This is a genomic window from Roseateles sp. L2-2, assembly GCF_050613215.1.
Taxonomy (GTDB): Bacteria; Pseudomonadota; Gammaproteobacteria; order Burkholderiales; family Burkholderiaceae_C; genus Roseateles; species Roseateles noduli.
Genome location: NZ_CP192509.1, coordinates 6,324,163 through 6,341,306, shown reverse-complemented (window position 1 = coordinate 6,341,306; position 17,144 = coordinate 6,324,163). Strand labels below are relative to the sequence as shown.

22 protein-coding genes are annotated in these 17,144 nt (G+C 69.0%); 9 read left to right on the top strand and 13 right to left on the bottom strand.

All coding sequences use genetic code 11. The features are described from left to right. Positions 1-145: 145 nt before the first annotated feature. Positions 146-706, top strand: a complete 561-nt coding sequence (locus tag ACQZ13_RS28240; protein ID WP_431049136.1) for a single-stranded DNA-binding protein — start codon at positions 146-148, stop codon at positions 704-706. A gap of 217 nt (positions 707-923) precedes the next feature. Here the strand turns inward: ACQZ13_RS28240 and ACQZ13_RS28235 are convergent, their stop codons facing one another. Further along, positions 924-1,400, bottom strand: a complete 477-nt coding sequence (locus ACQZ13_RS28235; RefSeq protein ID WP_431049135.1) for a RidA family protein — start codon at positions 1,398-1,400, stop codon at positions 924-926. 165 nt (positions 1,401-1,565) lie between these two features. On the opposite strand from ACQZ13_RS28235, the gene ACQZ13_RS28230 reads away from it, so the two are divergent. Together ACQZ13_RS28230 and ACQZ13_RS28225 are read left to right on the top strand one after the other, a co-directional pair. Beyond that, positions 1,566-2,051: a type VI secretion system amidase effector protein Tae4 gene (locus tag ACQZ13_RS28230; protein WP_431049134.1), complete on the top strand. Its 486-nt coding sequence runs from the start codon at positions 1,566-1,568 to the stop codon at positions 2,049-2,051. Then, complete coding sequence (locus ACQZ13_RS28225) at positions 2,048-2,413, top strand: T6SS amidase immunity protein Tai4 family protein (protein WP_431049133.1); 366 nt, start codon at positions 2,048-2,050, stop codon at positions 2,411-2,413. Before ACQZ13_RS28230 ends, ACQZ13_RS28225 begins: the two co-directional genes overlap by 4 nt. Here the strand turns inward: ACQZ13_RS28225 and ACQZ13_RS28220 are convergent, their stop codons facing one another. The 7 genes from ACQZ13_RS28220 to ACQZ13_RS28190 all read right to left on the bottom strand — a co-directional run bounded on the left by ACQZ13_RS28220 (position 2,414) and on the right by ACQZ13_RS28190 (position 8,069). After that, positions 2,414-3,100, bottom strand: a complete 687-nt coding sequence (locus ACQZ13_RS28220) for a YoaK family protein (protein ID WP_431049132.1) — start codon at positions 3,098-3,100, stop codon at positions 2,414-2,416. After that, positions 3,097-3,549, bottom strand: coding sequence for a DoxX family protein (locus ACQZ13_RS28215; RefSeq protein WP_431049131.1), 453 nt, complete (start codon positions 3,547-3,549; stop codon positions 3,097-3,099). The genes ACQZ13_RS28220 and ACQZ13_RS28215 overlap by 4 nt, the downstream gene beginning before the upstream one ends. 13 nt (positions 3,550-3,562) lie before the next feature. Then, complete coding sequence (locus ACQZ13_RS28210) at positions 3,563-5,440, bottom strand: amidohydrolase (RefSeq protein ID WP_431049130.1); 1,878 nt, start codon at positions 5,438-5,440, stop codon at positions 3,563-3,565. Next, the gene (locus ACQZ13_RS28205; protein ID WP_431049129.1) at positions 5,433-5,732 is read right to left on the bottom strand and encodes a XapX domain-containing protein; all 300 of its coding nucleotides are present in this window, start codon (positions 5,730-5,732) and stop codon (positions 5,433-5,435) included. Before ACQZ13_RS28205 ends, ACQZ13_RS28210 begins: the two co-directional genes overlap by 8 nt. 40 nt (positions 5,733-5,772) lie before the next feature. Beyond that, positions 5,773-6,426, bottom strand: coding sequence for a hydrolase (locus ACQZ13_RS28200; RefSeq protein WP_431049128.1), 654 nt, complete (start codon positions 6,424-6,426; stop codon positions 5,773-5,775). A 32-nt stretch (positions 6,427-6,458) separates the two neighbouring features. Continuing rightward, positions 6,459-7,280, bottom strand: a complete 822-nt coding sequence (locus ACQZ13_RS28195) for an alpha/beta fold hydrolase (RefSeq protein ID WP_431049127.1) — start codon at positions 7,278-7,280, stop codon at positions 6,459-6,461. A gap of 156 nt (positions 7,281-7,436) precedes the next feature. After that, positions 7,437-8,069, bottom strand: coding sequence for a response regulator (locus ACQZ13_RS28190; RefSeq protein WP_431049126.1), 633 nt, complete (start codon positions 8,067-8,069; stop codon positions 7,437-7,439). A gap of 229 nt (positions 8,070-8,298) precedes the next feature. On the opposite strand from ACQZ13_RS28190, the gene ACQZ13_RS28185 reads away from it, so the two are divergent. The 3 genes from ACQZ13_RS28185 (at position 8,299) to ACQZ13_RS28175 (ending at position 9,913) form a co-directional block, all read left to right on the top strand. Further along, positions 8,299-9,108 carry a helix-turn-helix domain-containing protein gene (locus tag ACQZ13_RS28185; protein WP_431049125.1) on the top strand — a complete coding sequence of 270 codons (810 nt, stop codon included), beginning with the start codon at positions 8,299-8,301 and terminating at the stop codon, positions 9,106-9,108. Next, positions 9,105-9,374 (top strand): histidine kinase, encoded by a 270-nt coding sequence (locus ACQZ13_RS28180; RefSeq protein ID WP_431049124.1) that lies wholly within the window; start codon positions 9,105-9,107, stop codon positions 9,372-9,374. Before ACQZ13_RS28185 ends, ACQZ13_RS28180 begins: the two co-directional genes overlap by 4 nt. A 77-nt stretch (positions 9,375-9,451) precedes the next feature. Next, positions 9,452-9,913: a hypothetical protein gene (locus tag ACQZ13_RS28175; RefSeq protein WP_431049123.1), complete on the top strand. Its 462-nt coding sequence runs from the start codon at positions 9,452-9,454 to the stop codon at positions 9,911-9,913. A 12-nt stretch (positions 9,914-9,925) separates the two neighbouring features. Here the strand turns inward: ACQZ13_RS28175 and ACQZ13_RS28170 are convergent, their stop codons facing one another. The 3 genes from ACQZ13_RS28170 to mnmA all read right to left on the bottom strand — a co-directional run bounded on the left by ACQZ13_RS28170 (position 9,926) and on the right by mnmA (position 13,220). Next, complete coding sequence (locus tag ACQZ13_RS28170) at positions 9,926-10,573, bottom strand: response regulator (protein WP_088408610.1); 648 nt, start codon at positions 10,571-10,573, stop codon at positions 9,926-9,928. Between the two features lie 32 nt (positions 10,574-10,605). Next, on the bottom strand, positions 10,606-11,934 hold the full coding sequence (locus ACQZ13_RS28165; protein ID WP_431049122.1) for a sensor histidine kinase: 1,329 nt from the start codon (positions 11,932-11,934) through the stop codon (positions 10,606-10,608). Between the two features lie 179 nt (positions 11,935-12,113). Beyond that, positions 12,114-13,220 (bottom strand): tRNA 2-thiouridine(34) synthase MnmA, encoded by a 1,107-nt coding sequence (mnmA, locus tag ACQZ13_RS28160; RefSeq protein WP_431049121.1) that lies wholly within the window; start codon positions 13,218-13,220, stop codon positions 12,114-12,116. A 167-nt stretch (positions 13,221-13,387) separates the two neighbouring features. On the opposite strand from mnmA, the gene ACQZ13_RS28155 reads away from it, so the two are divergent. Beyond that, a complete protein-coding gene (locus tag ACQZ13_RS28155; protein WP_331615727.1) occupies positions 13,388-14,266 on the top strand; it encodes a response regulator in 879 nt (292 codons plus the stop codon). 12 nt (positions 14,267-14,278) lie between these two features. Here the strand turns inward: ACQZ13_RS28155 and ACQZ13_RS28150 are convergent, their stop codons facing one another. After that, a complete protein-coding gene (locus ACQZ13_RS28150; protein ID WP_088408606.1) occupies positions 14,279-14,773 on the bottom strand; it encodes an NUDIX hydrolase in 495 nt (164 codons plus the stop codon). Positions 14,774-14,908: 135 nt separating this feature from the next. After that, positions 14,909-15,412, bottom strand: coding sequence for a hypothetical protein (locus ACQZ13_RS28145; protein ID WP_431049120.1), 504 nt, complete (start codon positions 15,410-15,412; stop codon positions 14,909-14,911). A gap of 243 nt (positions 15,413-15,655) precedes the next feature. On the opposite strand from ACQZ13_RS28145, the gene ACQZ13_RS28140 reads away from it, so the two are divergent. Then, the gene (locus ACQZ13_RS28140) at positions 15,656-16,774 is read left to right on the top strand and encodes a Re/Si-specific NAD(P)(+) transhydrogenase subunit alpha (RefSeq protein ID WP_431049119.1); all 1,119 of its coding nucleotides are present in this window, start codon (positions 15,656-15,658) and stop codon (positions 16,772-16,774) included. A 20-nt stretch (positions 16,775-16,794) separates the two neighbouring features. After that, positions 16,795-17,142 (top strand): NAD(P) transhydrogenase subunit alpha, encoded by a 348-nt coding sequence (locus ACQZ13_RS28135; protein WP_297531137.1) that lies wholly within the window; start codon positions 16,795-16,797, stop codon positions 17,140-17,142. Positions 17,143-17,144: the final 2 nt, after the last annotated feature.

Here is a 17,144-nt window from a genome sequence, read left to right as displayed (position 1 = left end):
CGGCGTTTTCGAGCAATCGATCCGGGATGGGGCGGGCGGCATAATCCCACCCCTGCGCCGCGTTTCAGCGCCATTTCTGGGCGATTGGCGGCGCGACGTTTCCCTTTCCGAACACCCCAACCATACGCAAGCGAAGGCAACCACCATGGCCTCGGTCAATAAAGTCATCATCCTCGGCAACCTGGGCCGTGATCCTGAACTGCGCTACACGCCGAGCGGCAGCGCGGTGTGCAACGTGAGCATCGCCACGACGCGCAACTGGAAGAGCCGCGAAGGCGGCGAGCGCCAGGAAGAGACCGAATGGCACCGTGTGGTGTTCTACGACCGCCTGGCCGAGATCGCCGGCGAGTACCTGAAGAAGGGCCGTCCGGTCTACGTCGAAGGTCGCCTGAAGACCCGCAAGTGGCAGGACAAGGAAGGCAAGGACAACTACACCACCGAGATCATTGCCGAGCAGATGCAGCTGCTGGGCGGCCGTGACGGCGGCGACGAGATGGGCGGTGGCGGCGGTGGCGGCTACAGCCGCGAGCGTTCGTCCGAGCGCAGCGGCGGTAGTGGTGGCCAAGGCGGCGGCAGCGGTCGCGACAGCGGCGACTTCGACGCTCCGCGCGCGCCGGCGCCTCGCGCCGCAGCCCCTCGCGCCCCGGCTCCCGCGCCGAAGGCCGCGACCGGCTTCGACGACATGGATGACGATATTCCGTTCTAAAGACTCAACCCACAGTTCGTAGGCACCGGGCCCGCCACCCCTAGGAGGCGGGCCTTGTTCTTTCTGGCGCATGGTCCCTGGTTTGGACATTAGGAGCAGACGAACGACGCCGCCATCTGAGCTGCGGCTCTCAGTGAGCTCAGTCGAGCTCACCTATGATCTTCACCGTGTGCCCCCGGTGTGACCTCTGCTTTTCAGCACGCCCCCGGGGGCAATGTCATTGCGCCTGGACCGACACCGTGAGGTCCAACTCCACACTCGCGCCCTTCGGCAGCGCATAGACCCCCACCGACGTCCGCACATGCGTGCCCGCCTGGCCGAGGACCTGCACCAGCAGCTCCGACGCGCCGTCGGCCACTTCGCTGAGCTGGGTGAAGTTCTCGGCGCATTGCGTGAACACGTTGAGGCGCAGGATCTGCTGCACCGCGTCCAGCGAGCCGAGCGATCGCTGCAGCAGCACCAGCGCGCGCATCGCGCAGATCTTCGCGGCGTGCTGCGCGCGGGCCAGATCGACGTCGGCACCGACGCGGCCGGTGACCACAACGGTGTCCTTCACGCGCGGCACCTGGCCGCTGACATAGACGGTATTGCCGTCGCGCATCAGCGGCTGATAGTTGCCGCCGGCCTTGATCTCGCCGTCGAAGTCGTAGCCCAGTTGCTGGGCGGCTTGGGTGAGCGCCTGGTCTCTGCTCATTGCTGCACCTTCAATGCGGATGATTGGAATCACCGCATCCTCTCAGAAGCGAAGCACGAGGTGGTTTGCTGGGACAGATTGACTTTCGTCAGTGTGCGAGCCGCAGCTTGATCCCCTAGCCTGCAGGCGTTGCCTTCGCGGCCCCACTGATCAAGGACACATCGCATGGCTCGTCCCTCGTTCGCCCTCGCCTGGAAGGCCTTCCAGGACGTACGGATCCCAGTTGCCGACGTCGGTCGGCTCATCGGTGGCAAGGTTCAGCAGAACATCGACGCCGGCATCTTCCAGAACGCCTGCCCCATCCGCATGAGCTACGTGCTCAACAAGACCGGCTTTCCGATTCCCGCGGGAACCAAATACGCAGCGGTGACCGGCGCGGACAAGCAGCGCTACATGTTCCGGGTGAACGACATGATGGAATATTTGGAGTCCAAGTTCGGTCGACCGGAGAAGTCCGCCAGGTCGCCGCGCCCCTCGGACTTCGCAGGCATGAACGGCATCCTGCTTGTCAAAGGATCCGGATGGCAGAACGCACGGGGACACGTCACTCTCTGGAACGGCTCCCTATGCGCGGACAGTTGCCACTTGGCGCAAGATCCGGACAACGGCACCTTCATCCCTGAAGTCGCCTCGCTGTGGACCCTGCGATGAAACCCAATGCTCTGCTCGTGATCGTTTCGATGCTGCTCGCCTCAGGGGCTGCTCTTGCTGGCCCCGTGGCGCAAACCCGCGATTCGCAGCAACGCGTGCTGAAGAACTGGGCGCTGGCGCATTGCCTTGCCCAAAGCGCACCTGAAGGTCCTGGAAAGCAGGACGCCGCAGCCAGTGCTGCGGCGTATCTCGAACAAGGCAAACAGCCCATCGAGGCCTACGAGCAGCTTGGGGCCCTGGTGACCGGCGCGCTTGCCGATCCGAAGAGCGGTTCCGTCCCGTCGAGCTACAACACGAAGACCTGCATCGATCTCTTCAACAGTCAGCAGCTCGACAGGGCGGTGAAGCGCCTGGCGAAGTGATCAGGCCTTCTTCTCTGGCCTGACATCCATCGCCACCAGCGCCACAAGCAGCGCGAGCGGCAGGATCAGCGACCAGAACCTCCACCCCGCATACGCGAACGCCCCCGACAGCGCGCCGATCGCGAAGGCCAGCACCGGCCAGATGAAGCGCTTCAGCCGGTCCCGCACGTCCGGGCCGGCGGCACCGCGCAGCAGATCGACGCTGTCGATCACCACCTGCGTGACGTTCCCGGTCATCACGGTCGTCGGCGTCAGCGCCGGCCAGGCCAGACGGCCCGCCGCGTTCTGCACGCCCATCGCGGCCGTCATGAACAGCCCCGTCGCCATCGCCCACGGCGCATCCGGCGCGAGCGCCGCACCCGCCGGCACGCTGCAGACCAGCGCCACCAGCAGCAGCACCGTCTGCATCACCAGCAGCGGCCGGCTCGCCACCGTCTTCGTGCGCTCGCAGCGCAGCGCCACCAGACGTGCCAGCGCCACCGCCACGATGAAGGTCGGGAACACCAGCAGCTTCAGCAGCACGCTGTTGGCGCTCGCACGGCTCAGCTCCGCGCCGATCAGCACGAAGTTGCCCGTGACGTGCGCGGTGAACAGACCGAACAGTGCCACGAAGCCCACCGTGTCCACATAGCCGCCGATGAAGCCGAGCGCGAGACTCGCCAGCAGCAGTTTCTTCGCACCGGTCATGTCGCCGCCTTTCGCTCAAGCACCGCGATCCGTGACGCCATCGCCAGGGCGCAGATCAATCCGAGGTGCTCGAAGAACGCGTTCTTCGCCATGAAGCGGGCCTGTCCGCTCAGATCCCAGAAGTTGTTGGCGACCAGCATCGCCACCAGCGTCAGCACGCCCAGCGCGCCGGCCGCCAGCCACACCTGGCGGTTGAGGATCAGCAGCACCGAACCGATCAGCTCGACCGCGATCGCCAGCACCGCCCACAGCGTCGCCGGTTGCAGGCCGAAGTGCGCCTGCTCGGCGACCGCGCCAGGGAAATTCAACGCCTTGTCGATCCCACCAATGAGATAGGCCGAGGCCAAGCCCAACCGAAGCAGGCACCCGAAGGTGGGCCATTGCAGGATGCTCTCCACCCATCGTGGGGCGGCGGGGGAAGCGGTCTTCATCGCTCGGAATTCGCTCATCGGGGGTCTCTCCTCACACCGCCCAGCACGCGCAACCCAACGCGCCCCAGAAGCCGCGCAGGTCCGACGCCGGGACCTCCGATGCCCAGGCGTTCGCATGCGCGTGGCCGTGCACGCCGCACGCCGTGTCGCAGCAGGCGACGCGCTGCATCGCTGCCTGCAGCGGTTTGCCCTCCGCGCCCCAGGCGCCGTAGCCGCCGAAGCGCCGCACCGGCGACCAGTCCGGCATCGCCGGAGGCGGCGCCGAATCGTCGAGTTCGGCGAACTCGCCTGCGCCCCACACGACCTTCCCGCCGACCATCGTCAACAGCGCGCTCGTGTCGGCGATCTCGGATTCCGGGCAGCCGAAGAAGTCGCGATCGGGCACGACCAGGTCGGCGAGCTGGCCGGCGGCGATCTGGCCCTTGTTGCCCTGCTCGTTCGAGAACCACGTGACGTTCTCGGTCCACATCCGCAGCGCCGCCTCGCGGTCCAGGCAGTTGCGCTGCGGCGTGATCTGCAGGCCGCCGACGGTGCGTCCCGTCACCAGCCACGACAGCGACACCCACGGGTTGTACGAGGCCACCCGCGTCGCGTCGGTCCCTGCCGAAACCTTCATGCCCCGGCGCAGCATCTCGGCCACCGGCGGCGTCGCCTCGGCGGCGCGTGCGCCGTAGCGCTCGACGAAGTACTCGCCCTGGTAGGCCATGCGGTGCTGCACCGCCACGCCGCCGCCCAGCGCGGCGATGCGGTCCATCGAGCGCGTCGAGATCGTCTCCGCATGGTCGAAGAACCAGTTCAGCCCGTCGATCGGCGTGTCGCGGTGGACCTTCTCGAAGACGTCGAGCGACCGCGAGATCGTCTCGTCGTAGGTCGCGTGCATGCGCCACGGCCAGCGGTTCTGGACCAGGATGCGCACCACCTCTTCAAGCTCGCCTTCCATCTGGTCGGGCATGTCCGGCCGCGGCTGGCGGAAGTCCTCGAAGTCGGCGGCGGAGAACACCAGCATCTCGCCCGCGCCGTTGTGGCGGAAGTAGTCGTCGCCCTGCTTGTAGGTGACCGACTGCGCCCAGTGGAGGAAGTCCTCCTTTTCCTGCCCCGCCTTCTGGGTGAACAGGTTGTAGGCCAGCCGGATCGTCAGCTGTCCGGCGTCGGACAGCTTCTGGATGATCTGGTAATCCTCGGGGTAGTTCTGGAAGCCGCCGCCGGCGTCGATCGCGCCGGTGACGCCGAGCCGGTTGAGCTCGCGCATGAAGTGGCGCGTGCTGTTGAGCTGATATTCGGGCGGGAGCTTCGGGCCCTTGGCCAGCGTCGCGTAGAGGATGGAGGCGTTCGGCTTGGCCAGCAGCAGCCCCGTGGGATTGCCCGCGGCGTCGCGCAGGATCTGGCCGCCGGGAGGCTCAGGCGTCTCGCGCGTGTAGCCGACGGCGCGCAGCGCGGCGCCGTTCAGCAGCGCGCGGTCGTAGAGGTGCAGCAGGAACACCGGCGTGTCCGGCGCGATCGCGTTCAGCTCGTCGATGGTCGGCAGACGCTTCTCGGCGAACTGGTGCTCAGTGAAGCCGCCCACCACGCGCACCCACTGCGGCGCGGGCGTGATGTCGACCTGCGCCTTCAGCATGGCCATCGCGTCGGCCAGGCTGCGCACGCCGTCCCAGCGCAGCTCCATGTTGAAGTTGAGCCCGCCGCGGATGATGTGCAGGTGGTTGTCGATCAGGCCCGGCAGCACGCTGCTGCCCTTCAGGTCGATGCGGCGCGTCGCGTCGCCGGCAAGCGCCAGGATCTCCTGGTTCGCGCCGACGCTCAGGAAGCGGCCGTCCTTGATCGCCACCGCCGTGGCGGTCGGCCGCGTGCGGTCCAGCGTCGTGAAGCGGCCGTTGAACAGCACCAGGTCGGGGATGGTCGTCTCAGACATCGCGGGTCTCCGTGGCGTTCGTCTGCGTGTGTGCCTGCGCTGGCGACTTCGCCTTCTCGCAGCCCGGCATCTGCCCGAACATGTGCGGTCGCACCTTCTGTTCGATCCAGCTCACCTGGTGCGTGTCGCGCTGCAGCCATTGGCGCACCAGCGGCGGGATCTGCTCGCCGGCAAGTATGCCGAGCAGACCCACGAGCGCGATCACCGGCGGCGCCGGCGATCGCACGTTGAGCACGCCGTACAGCACCCCGACCAGCAGACCGACGGCGGCCGACAAGACATAGGGATTCATGAGGGCTACCTTTCTGCGGACACCGGGGTGACGAGGGCGATCAGCCCTCGTGGGCGTTGAACATCGACTTGGCGTAGTTGATGCCGATGCCGTAAGAGCCGCCGACCTTCTTCGCGATGCCGGTGGTCAGGTCGTAGGTCTCGCCGCGGGCCCAGTCGCGCTGCAGTTCCAGCAGGTATTGCAGCGAGGTCATCGGCTGCGCGCCGGCCTGCACCATGCGCTCGACCGCGCGCTGGTGCGCCTCGGCCGAGACGTCGCCGCAGGCGTCGGTGATCACGTAGACCTCGAAGCCCTGGTCGATCGCCGACAGCGCCGGACCGACGATGCACACGCTGGTCCACAGGCCGGCCAGCACGATGCGCGGCTTGCCGATGCGGTTGATCTCCTCGATCACCGCGACGTCCTCCCAGGTGTTCATCGAGGTGCGGTCCAGCAGCTTCTGGCCGGGGAAGGGCGCGGTGATCTCTTCGAACATCGGGCCGGAGAAGCTCTTCTCCGCGACCGTGGTCAGGATGGTCGACACGCCGAAGCCGGCGGCCGCCTGCGCGACCAGCGACGCGTTGGTACGCAGCTCGTTGGCGGAGATCGAATGCGTGGCGAAGGCCATCTGCGACTGGAAGTCGATCAGGACCAGCGTGTGGTCCTTGGGGTTCAGCAGCTTGGCGCCGGGGGCGGCCTTGGCGATGGGGGTCATGGAACTCTCCGTAGACAAATGTGGGGGAACGATCAGGACTTGGCGAAGGCCAGCAGGTCGGCGTTGAGCTGGTCCTTGGCGGTCACCGCCAGGCCGTGGCTGCCGCCCGGGTAGACCTTGAGCGTCGCCTTCGGCGCCAGCTTCACGGACAGCTCGGCCGAGTGGCCGATGGGGACGATCTGGTCGTCGTCGCCGTGGATGATCAGCGTGGGCACGTCGATCTTCTTCAGGTCCTCGGTGAAGTCGGTTTCCGAGAACTGCTTGATGCAGTCGAACTGCGACGCCAGCGAGCCTTGCATGCCCTGCAGCCAGAAGCTGTCGCGGGCGCCCTGCGACACGACGGCGCCGGGACGGTTGGCGCCGAAGAACGGCGTGGTCAGGTCCTTGTAGAACTGCGAGCGGTCCTTGCGCACGCCGTCGCGGATGCCGTCGAAGACTTCCTTGGGCAGGCCGTTCGGATACGCGGCGGACTTCATCATCGTGGGCGGCACGGCGCCGACCAGGACGACCTTGGCCACGCGCTTCGTGCCGTGACGGCCGACGTAGCGGGTGACTTCGCCGCCGCCGGTGGAGTGACCGACCAGCACGGCGTTCTTGACGTCCAGCTTGTCGAGCACCGCGGCCAGATCGTCGGCGTAGGTGTCCATGTCGTTGCCGTTCCAGGTCTGGCTGGAGCGGCCGTGGCCGCGGCGGTCGTGCGCGATCACGCGGAAGCCGTGCTGGCCGAGGAACAGCATCTGGTCTTCCCAGGCGTCGCTGCTGAGCGGCCAGCCGTGCGAGAAGACGACGGGTTGGCCGGTGCCCCAGTCCTTGTAGAAGATCTGGGTACCGTCCTGGGTGGTGACGTGGCTCATGGGGGCTCCTGGCTGGGTGGGTATCGCCTCATCGTAGGAAGCGATCCCCGGCGCTACCAGCCGCCGATGGCGCACCGCCCGCTCTCCCGTAAGAGGCAGGCGCCCGTGACGTCCCGTTGCAGGGCTGGCCCGGAGGAACTACAGGCGCTAGAGGTGCTACAGGCGCAGGAGCCCGCGCTTGAGCGCGAGCACCACCGCATGCGTGCGGTCGCGCGCGTCGAGCTTGGACAGGATGGTCTTGACCCGCGCCTTGATGGTGTCCTCGGAGAGCGAGAGCAGGCCGCCGATCTCGCGGTTGCTGCGGCCCTGCGCGATGTGCTCCAGCACGTCGATCTCGCGGCCGGACAGCTGCTCCTGGCCGGCGTGGGCGGCGATCTCCTGCGCCACCTCGTTGGGGATCCAGCGGTTGCCGCGGTGCACGGCGCGGATCGCGTCCAGCAGCTCGGTGCGCAGCTGCGTCTTCAGCAGGTAGCCGCTGGCGCCCAGCTTCAGCGCCTGCCAGGCCTGGCCGTCGGACTTGAAGGTCGTCAGCACGATCACCCGCGCGGCCGGGCTCAGCGTGCGCAGCCGCGCCAGCGCCTCCAGGCCGTCCATGCCCGGCATCTGGATGTCCATCAGCGTGACGTCGGGACGCAGGCGCTCATACGCCTGCAGACCCTGCCAGCCGTTGTCGGCCTCGCCGACCGGCGTCATGTCCGGCTGCTCGCCCAGCACCGCGGCGATGCCCTCCCGCATCAGCGGGTGGTCGTCGACCGTCAGGACGCGGATGGGTTCGGACGCGGGCACCATGGCGGCGATCATAGGGGCGAGCCCTCCCGTACGTCCCTGTTCCAGGGGGCCGATACCCTTTCGGGTAAACGTTGTCGACCCGACCGGGGCTATCGCAGTGCAGCATCGCTTCCGATGATCGGGTGCCTCTCAGGGAAGCGCTTTCAGAGCCTCCCCCGGCGCCCGTCCTCCACGGTCCGCTGTTCCCCGTCACTGCCCTTCATCGCCCTTCACCGCCCGGGAGCCGTCCATGTCCCTGATCGAGCGCCTGCATGCCGTCCCGGACGCCGTCCTCGACGCGATCGTCCTGCACCGCAACCCGCTGCTGCGCGCCGGCATCGCCGCCGCGCTGTCGCCGTTCTTCCGCGCCCACGACGCCGGGGACGACGCCGGCCTGATCGCCGAGTCCGGCGTGCTGCCGACGCTGGCCGCCGGACCGTCGGGCCGCGTCGAGCCGATCCGGCTCGTCGTCGCCGACCATGACGGCGCGCTGCAGTCGCTGGCCGGGCTGCCGCGCGGAGGGCCCCACGGCGGACATGGCGGACATGGCGGTCCTCCCGCGAGCGATCCGGGACCGCATTGGCTGGTCGTCAGTCCGGTGGTGCACGGCGGCCGCGTCCGCCAGGCCATGGGTGCGGGCGTGCTCGGTTACGTGCACGCCGCCTGCGCGCTGGAGGAGTTGCGTGATGCCGCACGCGCGGTCGCGGCGGGTCGACGCTACCTGTGCCGCACGGCGGCGGGTGCCGTCGCGGAAGGCTGGCTCGGCGACGACCTCACGCCGCGCGAACGCGACGTGCTGCGCATGCTCTGCCTGGGGCTGGACAACAAGTCGATCGGCCTGCGTCTGGGCGTGGCGGCCGGCACGGTCAAGACGCATGTGAAGACGCTGCTGCAGAAGCTCGGCGCGCGCAGCCGCACGCAGGCCGCGACCGAGGCGCTGCGGCGCGGGCTGCTGGAGGACGAGCCGCTGATCGACGACCCCTTCCCGCACGCGGCGCGGACGGCGGTGCGGGCGCCTGCGCCGGTGCGCTTCACGCCCCGTCCGCTGCCTGCCGCGTGAACGAGCGGTTCCGCGAGCGGGAGCGCATCGCCCGCGAGTTGCACGACACGCTGCTGCAGGGCTTCCAGGGCCTGCTGCTCAGCCTGGATGCGAGCGTGCGGCGCGTGTCCGACGATGCCTTGCGCCGTCGCATGGAGCGGGATCTGACGCGCGCGCAGGACCTGCTGGCGGAAGGGCGCGACCGCGTGGCGCAGCTGCGACAACACGTCGAGGCGGATGGGGAGGGCGACGAGGAGGAGGGCGACGGCCCGCCCGTCTCCCCGTGAAGTCCCGGAGGGCCAGGGCAAAACCCGCTCCCTAGAATCCGCGCCGTCGGAGTTCGACGCTTTACGGGGGAAGAGAGATGAAGAAGTTCGCCGCGCTGTCCGCGCTTTGCCTGTCCTTGACTGCCGCGCTGCCGGCCTTCGCCGATCCGGCGCCGGTGCCCGACACCGCGCAGGCGCAATCGCTGCGCGACGCCGTCCGCGCGGACCGCAAGGGCGTCGTCCTGAAGGCGCTGGCCCTGGACGAGGCGCAGACCAAGAAATTCGTCCCGGTCTACGAGGCCTATGAGCGTGAGCTCGCCACGCTGAACCGCCAGTTCACCCGCATGTCGGTGGAGTACGTGCAGATCGGCGAGAAGCCGACGAACGCGCAGTCGAAGTACTTCTCGCGCGGCTACCTGGGGTATGTCGACGCCGAGCAGAAGCTCTACAAGAAGTACCACCCGCGCGTGGTCAAGGCGATCGGCGAAGTGGGCGCCGCCCGCTTCCTGTCCGTGGAGCGCCGTATCCGGGCGCTCCAGGATTACGACCTCTGGATCTGAGCCTCCCGGCTCTCAGATCCAACCCAGGTCGATCGCGCGAAGGACCGCCTGCGTGCGGTCCCGGACGCCCATCTTCGCGAACACCGCGGAGCAGTGGTTCTTGATGACGCCCTCGCTGTTGCCCAGCAGGGCGGCGATCTCGGTGTTGCTGCGGCCGCTGGCCACCAGGCGCAGCACCTGAAGTTCCTTCGGGCTGAGCGACTCCGGCTCCGGCGTCGCCGCGAAGGCGCGCTCCACCGGCGCGCGTTCCATGCGCTCGGTCAGCAGCGGCCGCAGCGCGGTCGATCCGCCCACCACGTCGCGCAGCGCCTGCACCAGCGTGTCCGGGCTGATCGCCTTCAGCAGGAAGCCCCGCGCCCCCGCCCGCACCGCCTCGTCGAAGGCGGCCGTGTCGTCGAAGGTCGTCAGCAGCACCACCGGGATCTTCAGCGCCCGCGCCGCCAGCGCCCGGATCAGCCCGATCCCGTCCAGCCGCGGCATCCGCATGTCCGACAGGATCACGTCCGGCTGCTCGCGCGCCAGCAGCTCCAGCGCCTCCGCCCCGTCCGACGCCTCGCCGATCAGGCGGATGTCGTCGTGCAGCGCCAGCAGGCCCTTCAGCCCCTCGCGCACCAGTTGCTGGTCTTCCACCAGCAGCAGCTTGATCGTGTTCTCGCTCATGTCGTCTCCTTCCCTGGATGCGCCGGCCCGCTTCAGGCGCGCCGCGGGCAGTTCAATTCGATCAGGAATCCGGGGTGATGCCTCAGCACCTGCATCGTCCCGCCCAGTTCGGCCATGCGCTCCTGCATGCCTTTCAGACCGTTGCCCTCGCGCAGCTTGCGCGTGCCCCGGCCATTGTCGTCAACCCGCACCCGTACCTGCGATCCCGATGACTGCAAGGCCGTCGCCGCGGCAGGGCCGGTGGCGAAGGACGCCTCGCCGGCCTTGATCGACGTGGCCGGCGCGGGCGCCTCCACGGCCTCCAGCGTCACCCGCACGTGCGTCGCGCCGGCATGGCGCACCGCGTTGGTCACCGCCTCCTGCACGCAGCGCAGCAGCGCGTGCGCGCAGCGCGGCGTCAGGTCTTGCGCGACCGGGTCCAGCGCCAGCTCGATCTGCGTGCTGGCGATGCCGTCCGCCAGCGTGCGCAGGGCCGCCTCGAGGTTGATGCGCTGGCTTTCGCGCTCGCGCGACACGGCGGCGCGGACTTCCGCCAGCAGCCCGGCCGCGCCCAGCTTGGCCTTCTCCACCGCCTGGGCCGCGCCGCCCTCGTCGTGGCGCAGGAGCAGCGCCTCGCTCAACTGCAGATGCAGGTTGAGCGCGGTCAGGTGGTGGCCCATCACGTCGTGCAGCTCGCGCGCCATGTGCAGGCGCTCGGCGTAGCGCAGCTGCTCGATCTGCAGGCGCTCGCCCGATTCCTTCTCGGCCAGCATCGCCTGGAACCAGCGTCGGCGTTCGCCCTCGGCCGCGGCCAGCCGGCCCAGCCCGAAGGCCATGCCGTGCAGCGCCACCATGGACATCGACAGCCCCACGCTGTTCAGCCACCAGGGCATGTCGGGCTGGATCTGCTCCAGCCGCTGCGCCTCGCTGGGCAGCAGCCAGTACAGCGCGACGTTGATCACCACCTGCGCCAGCGCGAAGTTGAAGGCGCGCCGCACGTTGAGCAGCAGCGCCGCCAGCACGGTGACCAGGAAAGGGAGGCCCGGCGTCACCAGCAGCGCCAGCAGGTTGAGCAGCACCACCCGCGACAGCGCGTTGCGCGGCGGCAGGTCCAGGTGCTGCTGGCGCGCCAGCCGCCAGAAGTGCCAGGCGAACACCATCACCAGCGCCAGGCAGGTGAGCACGAAGGGCGCGTCGTGGGTGGTGCCGCCGGTGCGGCGGTAGAGGCTGGCCAGGACGCCGTCGTAGGGCTCCGTCTGGTTGCCCATCAGGCCCCAGATGGCCGAGCCCAGCTCCAGCAGGCAGATCGCGAGGGCGGCAATGCGCAGCACGAAGGCGGGCTGGGCGATGCGGGCGAGCAGACGATCGAGGGGGCGATCCAAGGGGCGATCCAGACAAGGCCGACACGGCGGACAAGGCGCCAGCGTGCCACAGGCGACGTCCGGCAGGGAAGGGTCGCATTGTCAGGGGACAGCCGCGGGGCGCTTCCGCCCATGCGACGAGTGCCCCGAATCGCTGGATGAGTTGCGGGCCGCGCCGCCCGGCGCGGACTGCGAAGGGCCTAGGCGATCGCCTCCGCGATCACGCCACCGCCCAGGCAGACGTCGCCGTCGTAGAGCACGGCGCTCTGGCCCGGCGTGACCGCCCATTGCGCCTGCGGGAAGTCCAGGCGGATGTTGCCCTCGCCCGGGGTCAGCGCGCAGGCGGCGTCGGCTTGTCGGTAGCGCGTCTTGGCGCCGAAGCCGCCGAAGGCCGGCGCCTCGTCGGTCCAGCTCAGGTCCTGCGCGACCAGGCCGCGGCTCTGCAGCAGCGGATGGTCATGGCCCTGGACGACGACCAGCGTGTTGGTCTCCAGGTCCTTGCGGGCGACGAACCACGGCGCGTGCTCCCCGCCGCCGCGCGGTGCGCCCTTCTCCTTGATGCCGCCTATGCCCAGTCCCTGGCGCTGGCCCAGCGTGTAGAAGGACAGGCCGACGTGCTCGCCGACCTTGCGGCCGCGGTCGTCCTTGATCGGACCGGGCTTCTGGGAGAGATAGCGGTTGAGGAACTCCCGGAACGGCCGCTCGCCGATGAAGCAGATCCCGGTCGAGTCCTTTTTCTTCGCATTGGGCAGGCCGATCTCCTCGGCGATGCGGCGCACCTCGGTCTTGGGCAGGTCGCCGACCGGGAACATCGTCTTCTTCAACTGCGCCTGGTTGAGCCGGTGCAGGAAGTAGCTCTGGTCCTTCAGCGGATCCAGCCCCTTGAGCAGTTGCACGCGGCCGTCGACCTCGCGCACCCGGGCGTAGTGGCCGGTGGCGATCTTCTCCGCGCCCAGGCGCATCGCGTGGTCGAGGAAGGCCTTGAACTTGATCTCGGCGTTGCACAGCACGTCCGGGTTGGGTGTGCGGCCGGCCTGGTACTCGCGCAGGAACTCGGCGAAGACGCGGTCCTTGTACTCGGCGGCGAAGTTGACGTGCTCGATCTCGATGCCGATGACGTCCGCCACCGCCGCGGCGTCGACGAAGTCGATGTTGGAGGAGCAGTACTCGCTGTCGTCGTCGTCTTCCCAGTTCTTCATGAAGATGCCGACGACCTCGTGCCCGGCCTGCTTCAGCAGCCAGGCCGTCACGGCGGAATCCACGCCGCCGGACAGTCCGACGACGACGCGTTGCTTCTTGGGAGTCATGGGGCGGCATTGTCCCAAAGGTGGCAAAGCCCCGTCCGCACCCCCCATTCAGGTGTCAGGGATGGCTGACAAGGGTTTGCGCCAACGCCGACAGGCGTGCCCGCCATTGCCGACTCCACCGCCGCCCGGCGCGGGAAGAAACTGAATGAAACAGGGAGCACAAGATCATGAATATCGTCATCGTCGACGGATCCATCACGGCACGGGCGCAGTGGCAGGCCTTGCTGGCGCGGGAGCGCCAGATCCACGTGGTGGGCGAGGCCGCCTGCGAGCAGTCCGCCATCGAGGTCATCACGCAGACGCAGCCGGACGTGGTGCTGATGGACCTGGCGCTGCAGCCGGGCAGCGGGCTCCGGGTGCTGCGGGCGATCCGGCAACTGGGCGTCGGCGCCCGGGTGATCGTGCTGACCCACAGCTACTACGAGGAGATGCGGCGCGCCTGCGCGGAGCACGGCATCTCCGGCTTCTTCGAGAAGGGGCTCCAGTGCGACGAGGCGCTGGCGACCCTGCGCGGCTGGCTCGCCCCGCTGCAGGCGGACGAGCACGAACGCCAGGCGGCGGTGGACGGGCTGGACGTGCAGTCCCGCGTCCACGTGGCCTTCGACGAACTGGCGGATCTGGCCTGCGACATCAGCGGCGGCGCGATGGCGGCCGTGGGTCTGGTCGACGGCGAGCAGCTGCGGCTGATCGGCACCTCCGGCCTGCAGCTGCGGCAGATCCCGCGGGCCCGCGGCCTGTGCACGCACGTGATGCACCACGGTCACCTGCAGGAAGTGCCCGACACCTGGCACGACCAGCGCTTCCTGGACCATCCGCTGGTGCAGGGCGCGCCCTACGTGCGCTTCTACGCCTCGGTGCCGCTGTCGCTGTCGACCGGCGAGGTCGTCGGCAGCCTGTGCGTGATGGACCGGCTGCCGCGCCGGCTGCGCGAACGGCAGCGCGAATCGCTGATGACGCTGGCGCGCTGCGCGGTCAACGAGCTGGAAGCCTGCCGGCGCGAGCCGCGCCACAGCGAGCAGGCCATCAGCGCCGCGATGACCCTCTGAGCGCGTCGTCGTTCAATGCGGCCAGGCCCGCGGCGCGTACAGCGACGGGTGGCCGCTGACGGCCTCGATCGGCAGGCGCCGGCCGGCGGCGTGGTCCTCGATGCACTGCAGGATCAGCGGGCTGCGATGGCGGTCCTGGCTGGCGCGGATCTCGTCCAGCGTCAGCCACAGCGTGCGCTGGATGGGCTCGTCGAACGGACGGCCCGGGATCTGCTCGCCGACCCGGCCGGTGAACGCCAACCGCACGTAGGTGACGTCGTCGTTGCGGTCGGGACGCAGGAAGCGCGACATGTAGACGCCGAGGAAGGCGTCCGGCGTGAACGGCCGGGCGGTTTCCTCGAGGACTTCGCGGACGACGGCGTCGATCGCGGACTCCGCCTGCTCCAGGTGGCCGGCGGGGTTGTTCAGCAGCAATCCGTCGCGCGTGAGCTCTTCGACCAGCAGGTAGCGGCCGTCCTGTTCGATCACGGCGGCGACGGTGACGCTGGGCTTGAATCGTTCGGTCATTGGTCCTTCCTGAAAGGGCGGCGCGAGCCGCGGCGCCAATGCCGGGAGCGGCCACCGCTTTGGGTGCGGGCCGCATTGTGAACGCCGAAAATGAAAAACCCCGGCGTGCCGGGGTTTTGTCATCAGGACAGGGGATCAGCGACGACCGCGGTCGTGGTCGTCCCGGTCGCGGTCGGGACCGCGCCCGTGGTCATGGTCCGGACCCCGGCCATGGTCCCGGTCCGGTCCTCGACCGTGGTCGTGCCCGCGGTCGTCGCGCCAGTCGCGGCGGCCGTCCGGACGCCAGCGGTATTCGGTGTGCTCGCGACGATATTGCGGCGCATAGACGTCGCGGTACCAGGTCTCGCGGACGAAATACACCGGGCGGCCGCAGGCGTTGTAGCGCCCGCAGTAGCGCGCCCAGTTCTTCTGGTGGCCCGGGGGCACCATCAGGTAGACCGCCGGTTCCGGCGACGGGACGCGCTGGACCAGGACCGGGCGCTCGTACACGACCTGAGGCCGGACGTTGCCGATGTCGATCTGGCCGTAGAAGCCCGGCTCGCCGATGCTCACCGACACGCCGACGTCCGCTGCCTGGGAAGCCATAGGCGCCAGGGCCGCGATTGCCAACGCACTGCTGAAAACCATCTTCTTGATCATGGGGTGACTCCTTTCGGGGGTCATTGGACGCCTCCATTTAACGCCGCTTTCACCCCTTCGGATGACGCCTGTTCACCACTCGAAACAGCATTGCCGGGAGGTTGCCGACCCGTTGCGCACCCGTTGACGCCGGGTCGCGGGTGCGCGTCTCCCTGGTGAAAACCCCTGTCGCGGGCGAGGCTCGCCCAGGGCGGTCACCCGGTTAAGCTCGCCCGGACCCTGAATCGGACGGAGGACCTCCAGATGCTGATCGGTGTGCCGCAGGAAAGCGCGGCGGGAGAGACGCGCGTCGCCGCGACGCCGGAAACCGTCAAGAAGCTCGTCGCCCAGGGCCATGCGCTGAGAGTGGAAAGCGGCGCGGGCCTGAACGCCAGCGCCACCGACGAGGCCTTCGCCGCCGCCGGCGCGGAGATCGTCGACCGGGCCGCCGCCTTCGGCGCCGACCTGGTGCTCAAGGTCCGGTCGCCGGACCCGGGCGAACTGGCGCTCTTCAAGCCGGGCGCGGTCCTGGTCGGGATGCTCAATCCGTTCGACCGCGACGGCCTGGAGCGTCTGGCCGGCGCCCGCCTCACCGCCTTCGCGCTCGAAGCCGCGCCGCGGACCTCGCGGGCGCAGAGCATGGACGTGCTGTCCAGCCAGGCCAACATCGCCGGCTACAAGGCGGTGATGCTGGGTGCCTTCCACTACCAGCGCCTGTTCCCGATGCTGATGACCGCGGCCGGCACGATCAAGGCCGCGCGGGTGGTCGTGCTCGGCGTCGGCGTCGCGGGCCTGCAGGCGATCGCGACGGCCAAGCGGCTGGGCGCGGTGATCGAGGCCTCGGATGTGCGGCCCGCCGTCAAGGAGCAGGTCGAGTCGCTGGGTGCGAAGTTCATCGACGTGCCCTACGAAACCGACGAGGAGCGCGAGGCCGCCGTCGGCGTCGGCGGTTACGCCCGCCCGATGCCGCCGAGCTGGCTGCAGCGCCAGCAGGTCGAAGTCGCCAAGCGCGTCGCGCAGGCCGACGTCGTCATCACCACCGCGCTGATCCCCGGCCGACCGGCACCGGTGCTGGTCACCGAGGACATGGTCCGCGCGATGAAGCCCGGCTCTGTGATCGTCGACATCGCGGCGCCCGCCGGCGGCAACTGCCCGCTGACCGAGCCCGGCCAGACCGTCCGCAAGCACGGCGTCACGCTGGTCGGCGAGACCAACCTGCCCGCGCTGGTCGCGGCGGACTCGTCGTCGCTCTACGCGCGCAACCTGCTGGATTTCCTGAAGCTGGTGCTGTCGAAGGAGGGCGGCTTCGCGCTGCCCGCCGACGACGACATCGTGACCGCCTGCCTCGTCGCGCACGAGGGCCAGGTGTTGCGCAAGGCCTGACCCTGGAAGGAGCTCTCCGCATGGACGCCGTCTCCCCGACCCTGATCAACCTGACGATCTTCGTGCTGGCCATCTACGTCGGCTACCACGTCGTCTGGACCGTCACGCCCGCGCTGCACACGCCGTTGATGGCCGTCACCAACGCGATCTCGGCCATCGTCATCGTCGGCGCGATGCTCGCCGCGGCGCTCACCGAGACCACGCTCGGCAAGGGGCTGGGCACTTTCGCCGTCGCGCTCGCGGCGGTCAACGTTTTCGGCGGCTTCCTCGTCACGCGACGGATGCTGGAGATGTTCAAGAAGAAGGAACGCAAGGCGCCTGCGGACGGCAAGGGCGACGGGGCCGGCAACCACGCGAAGAAGGGCTGATC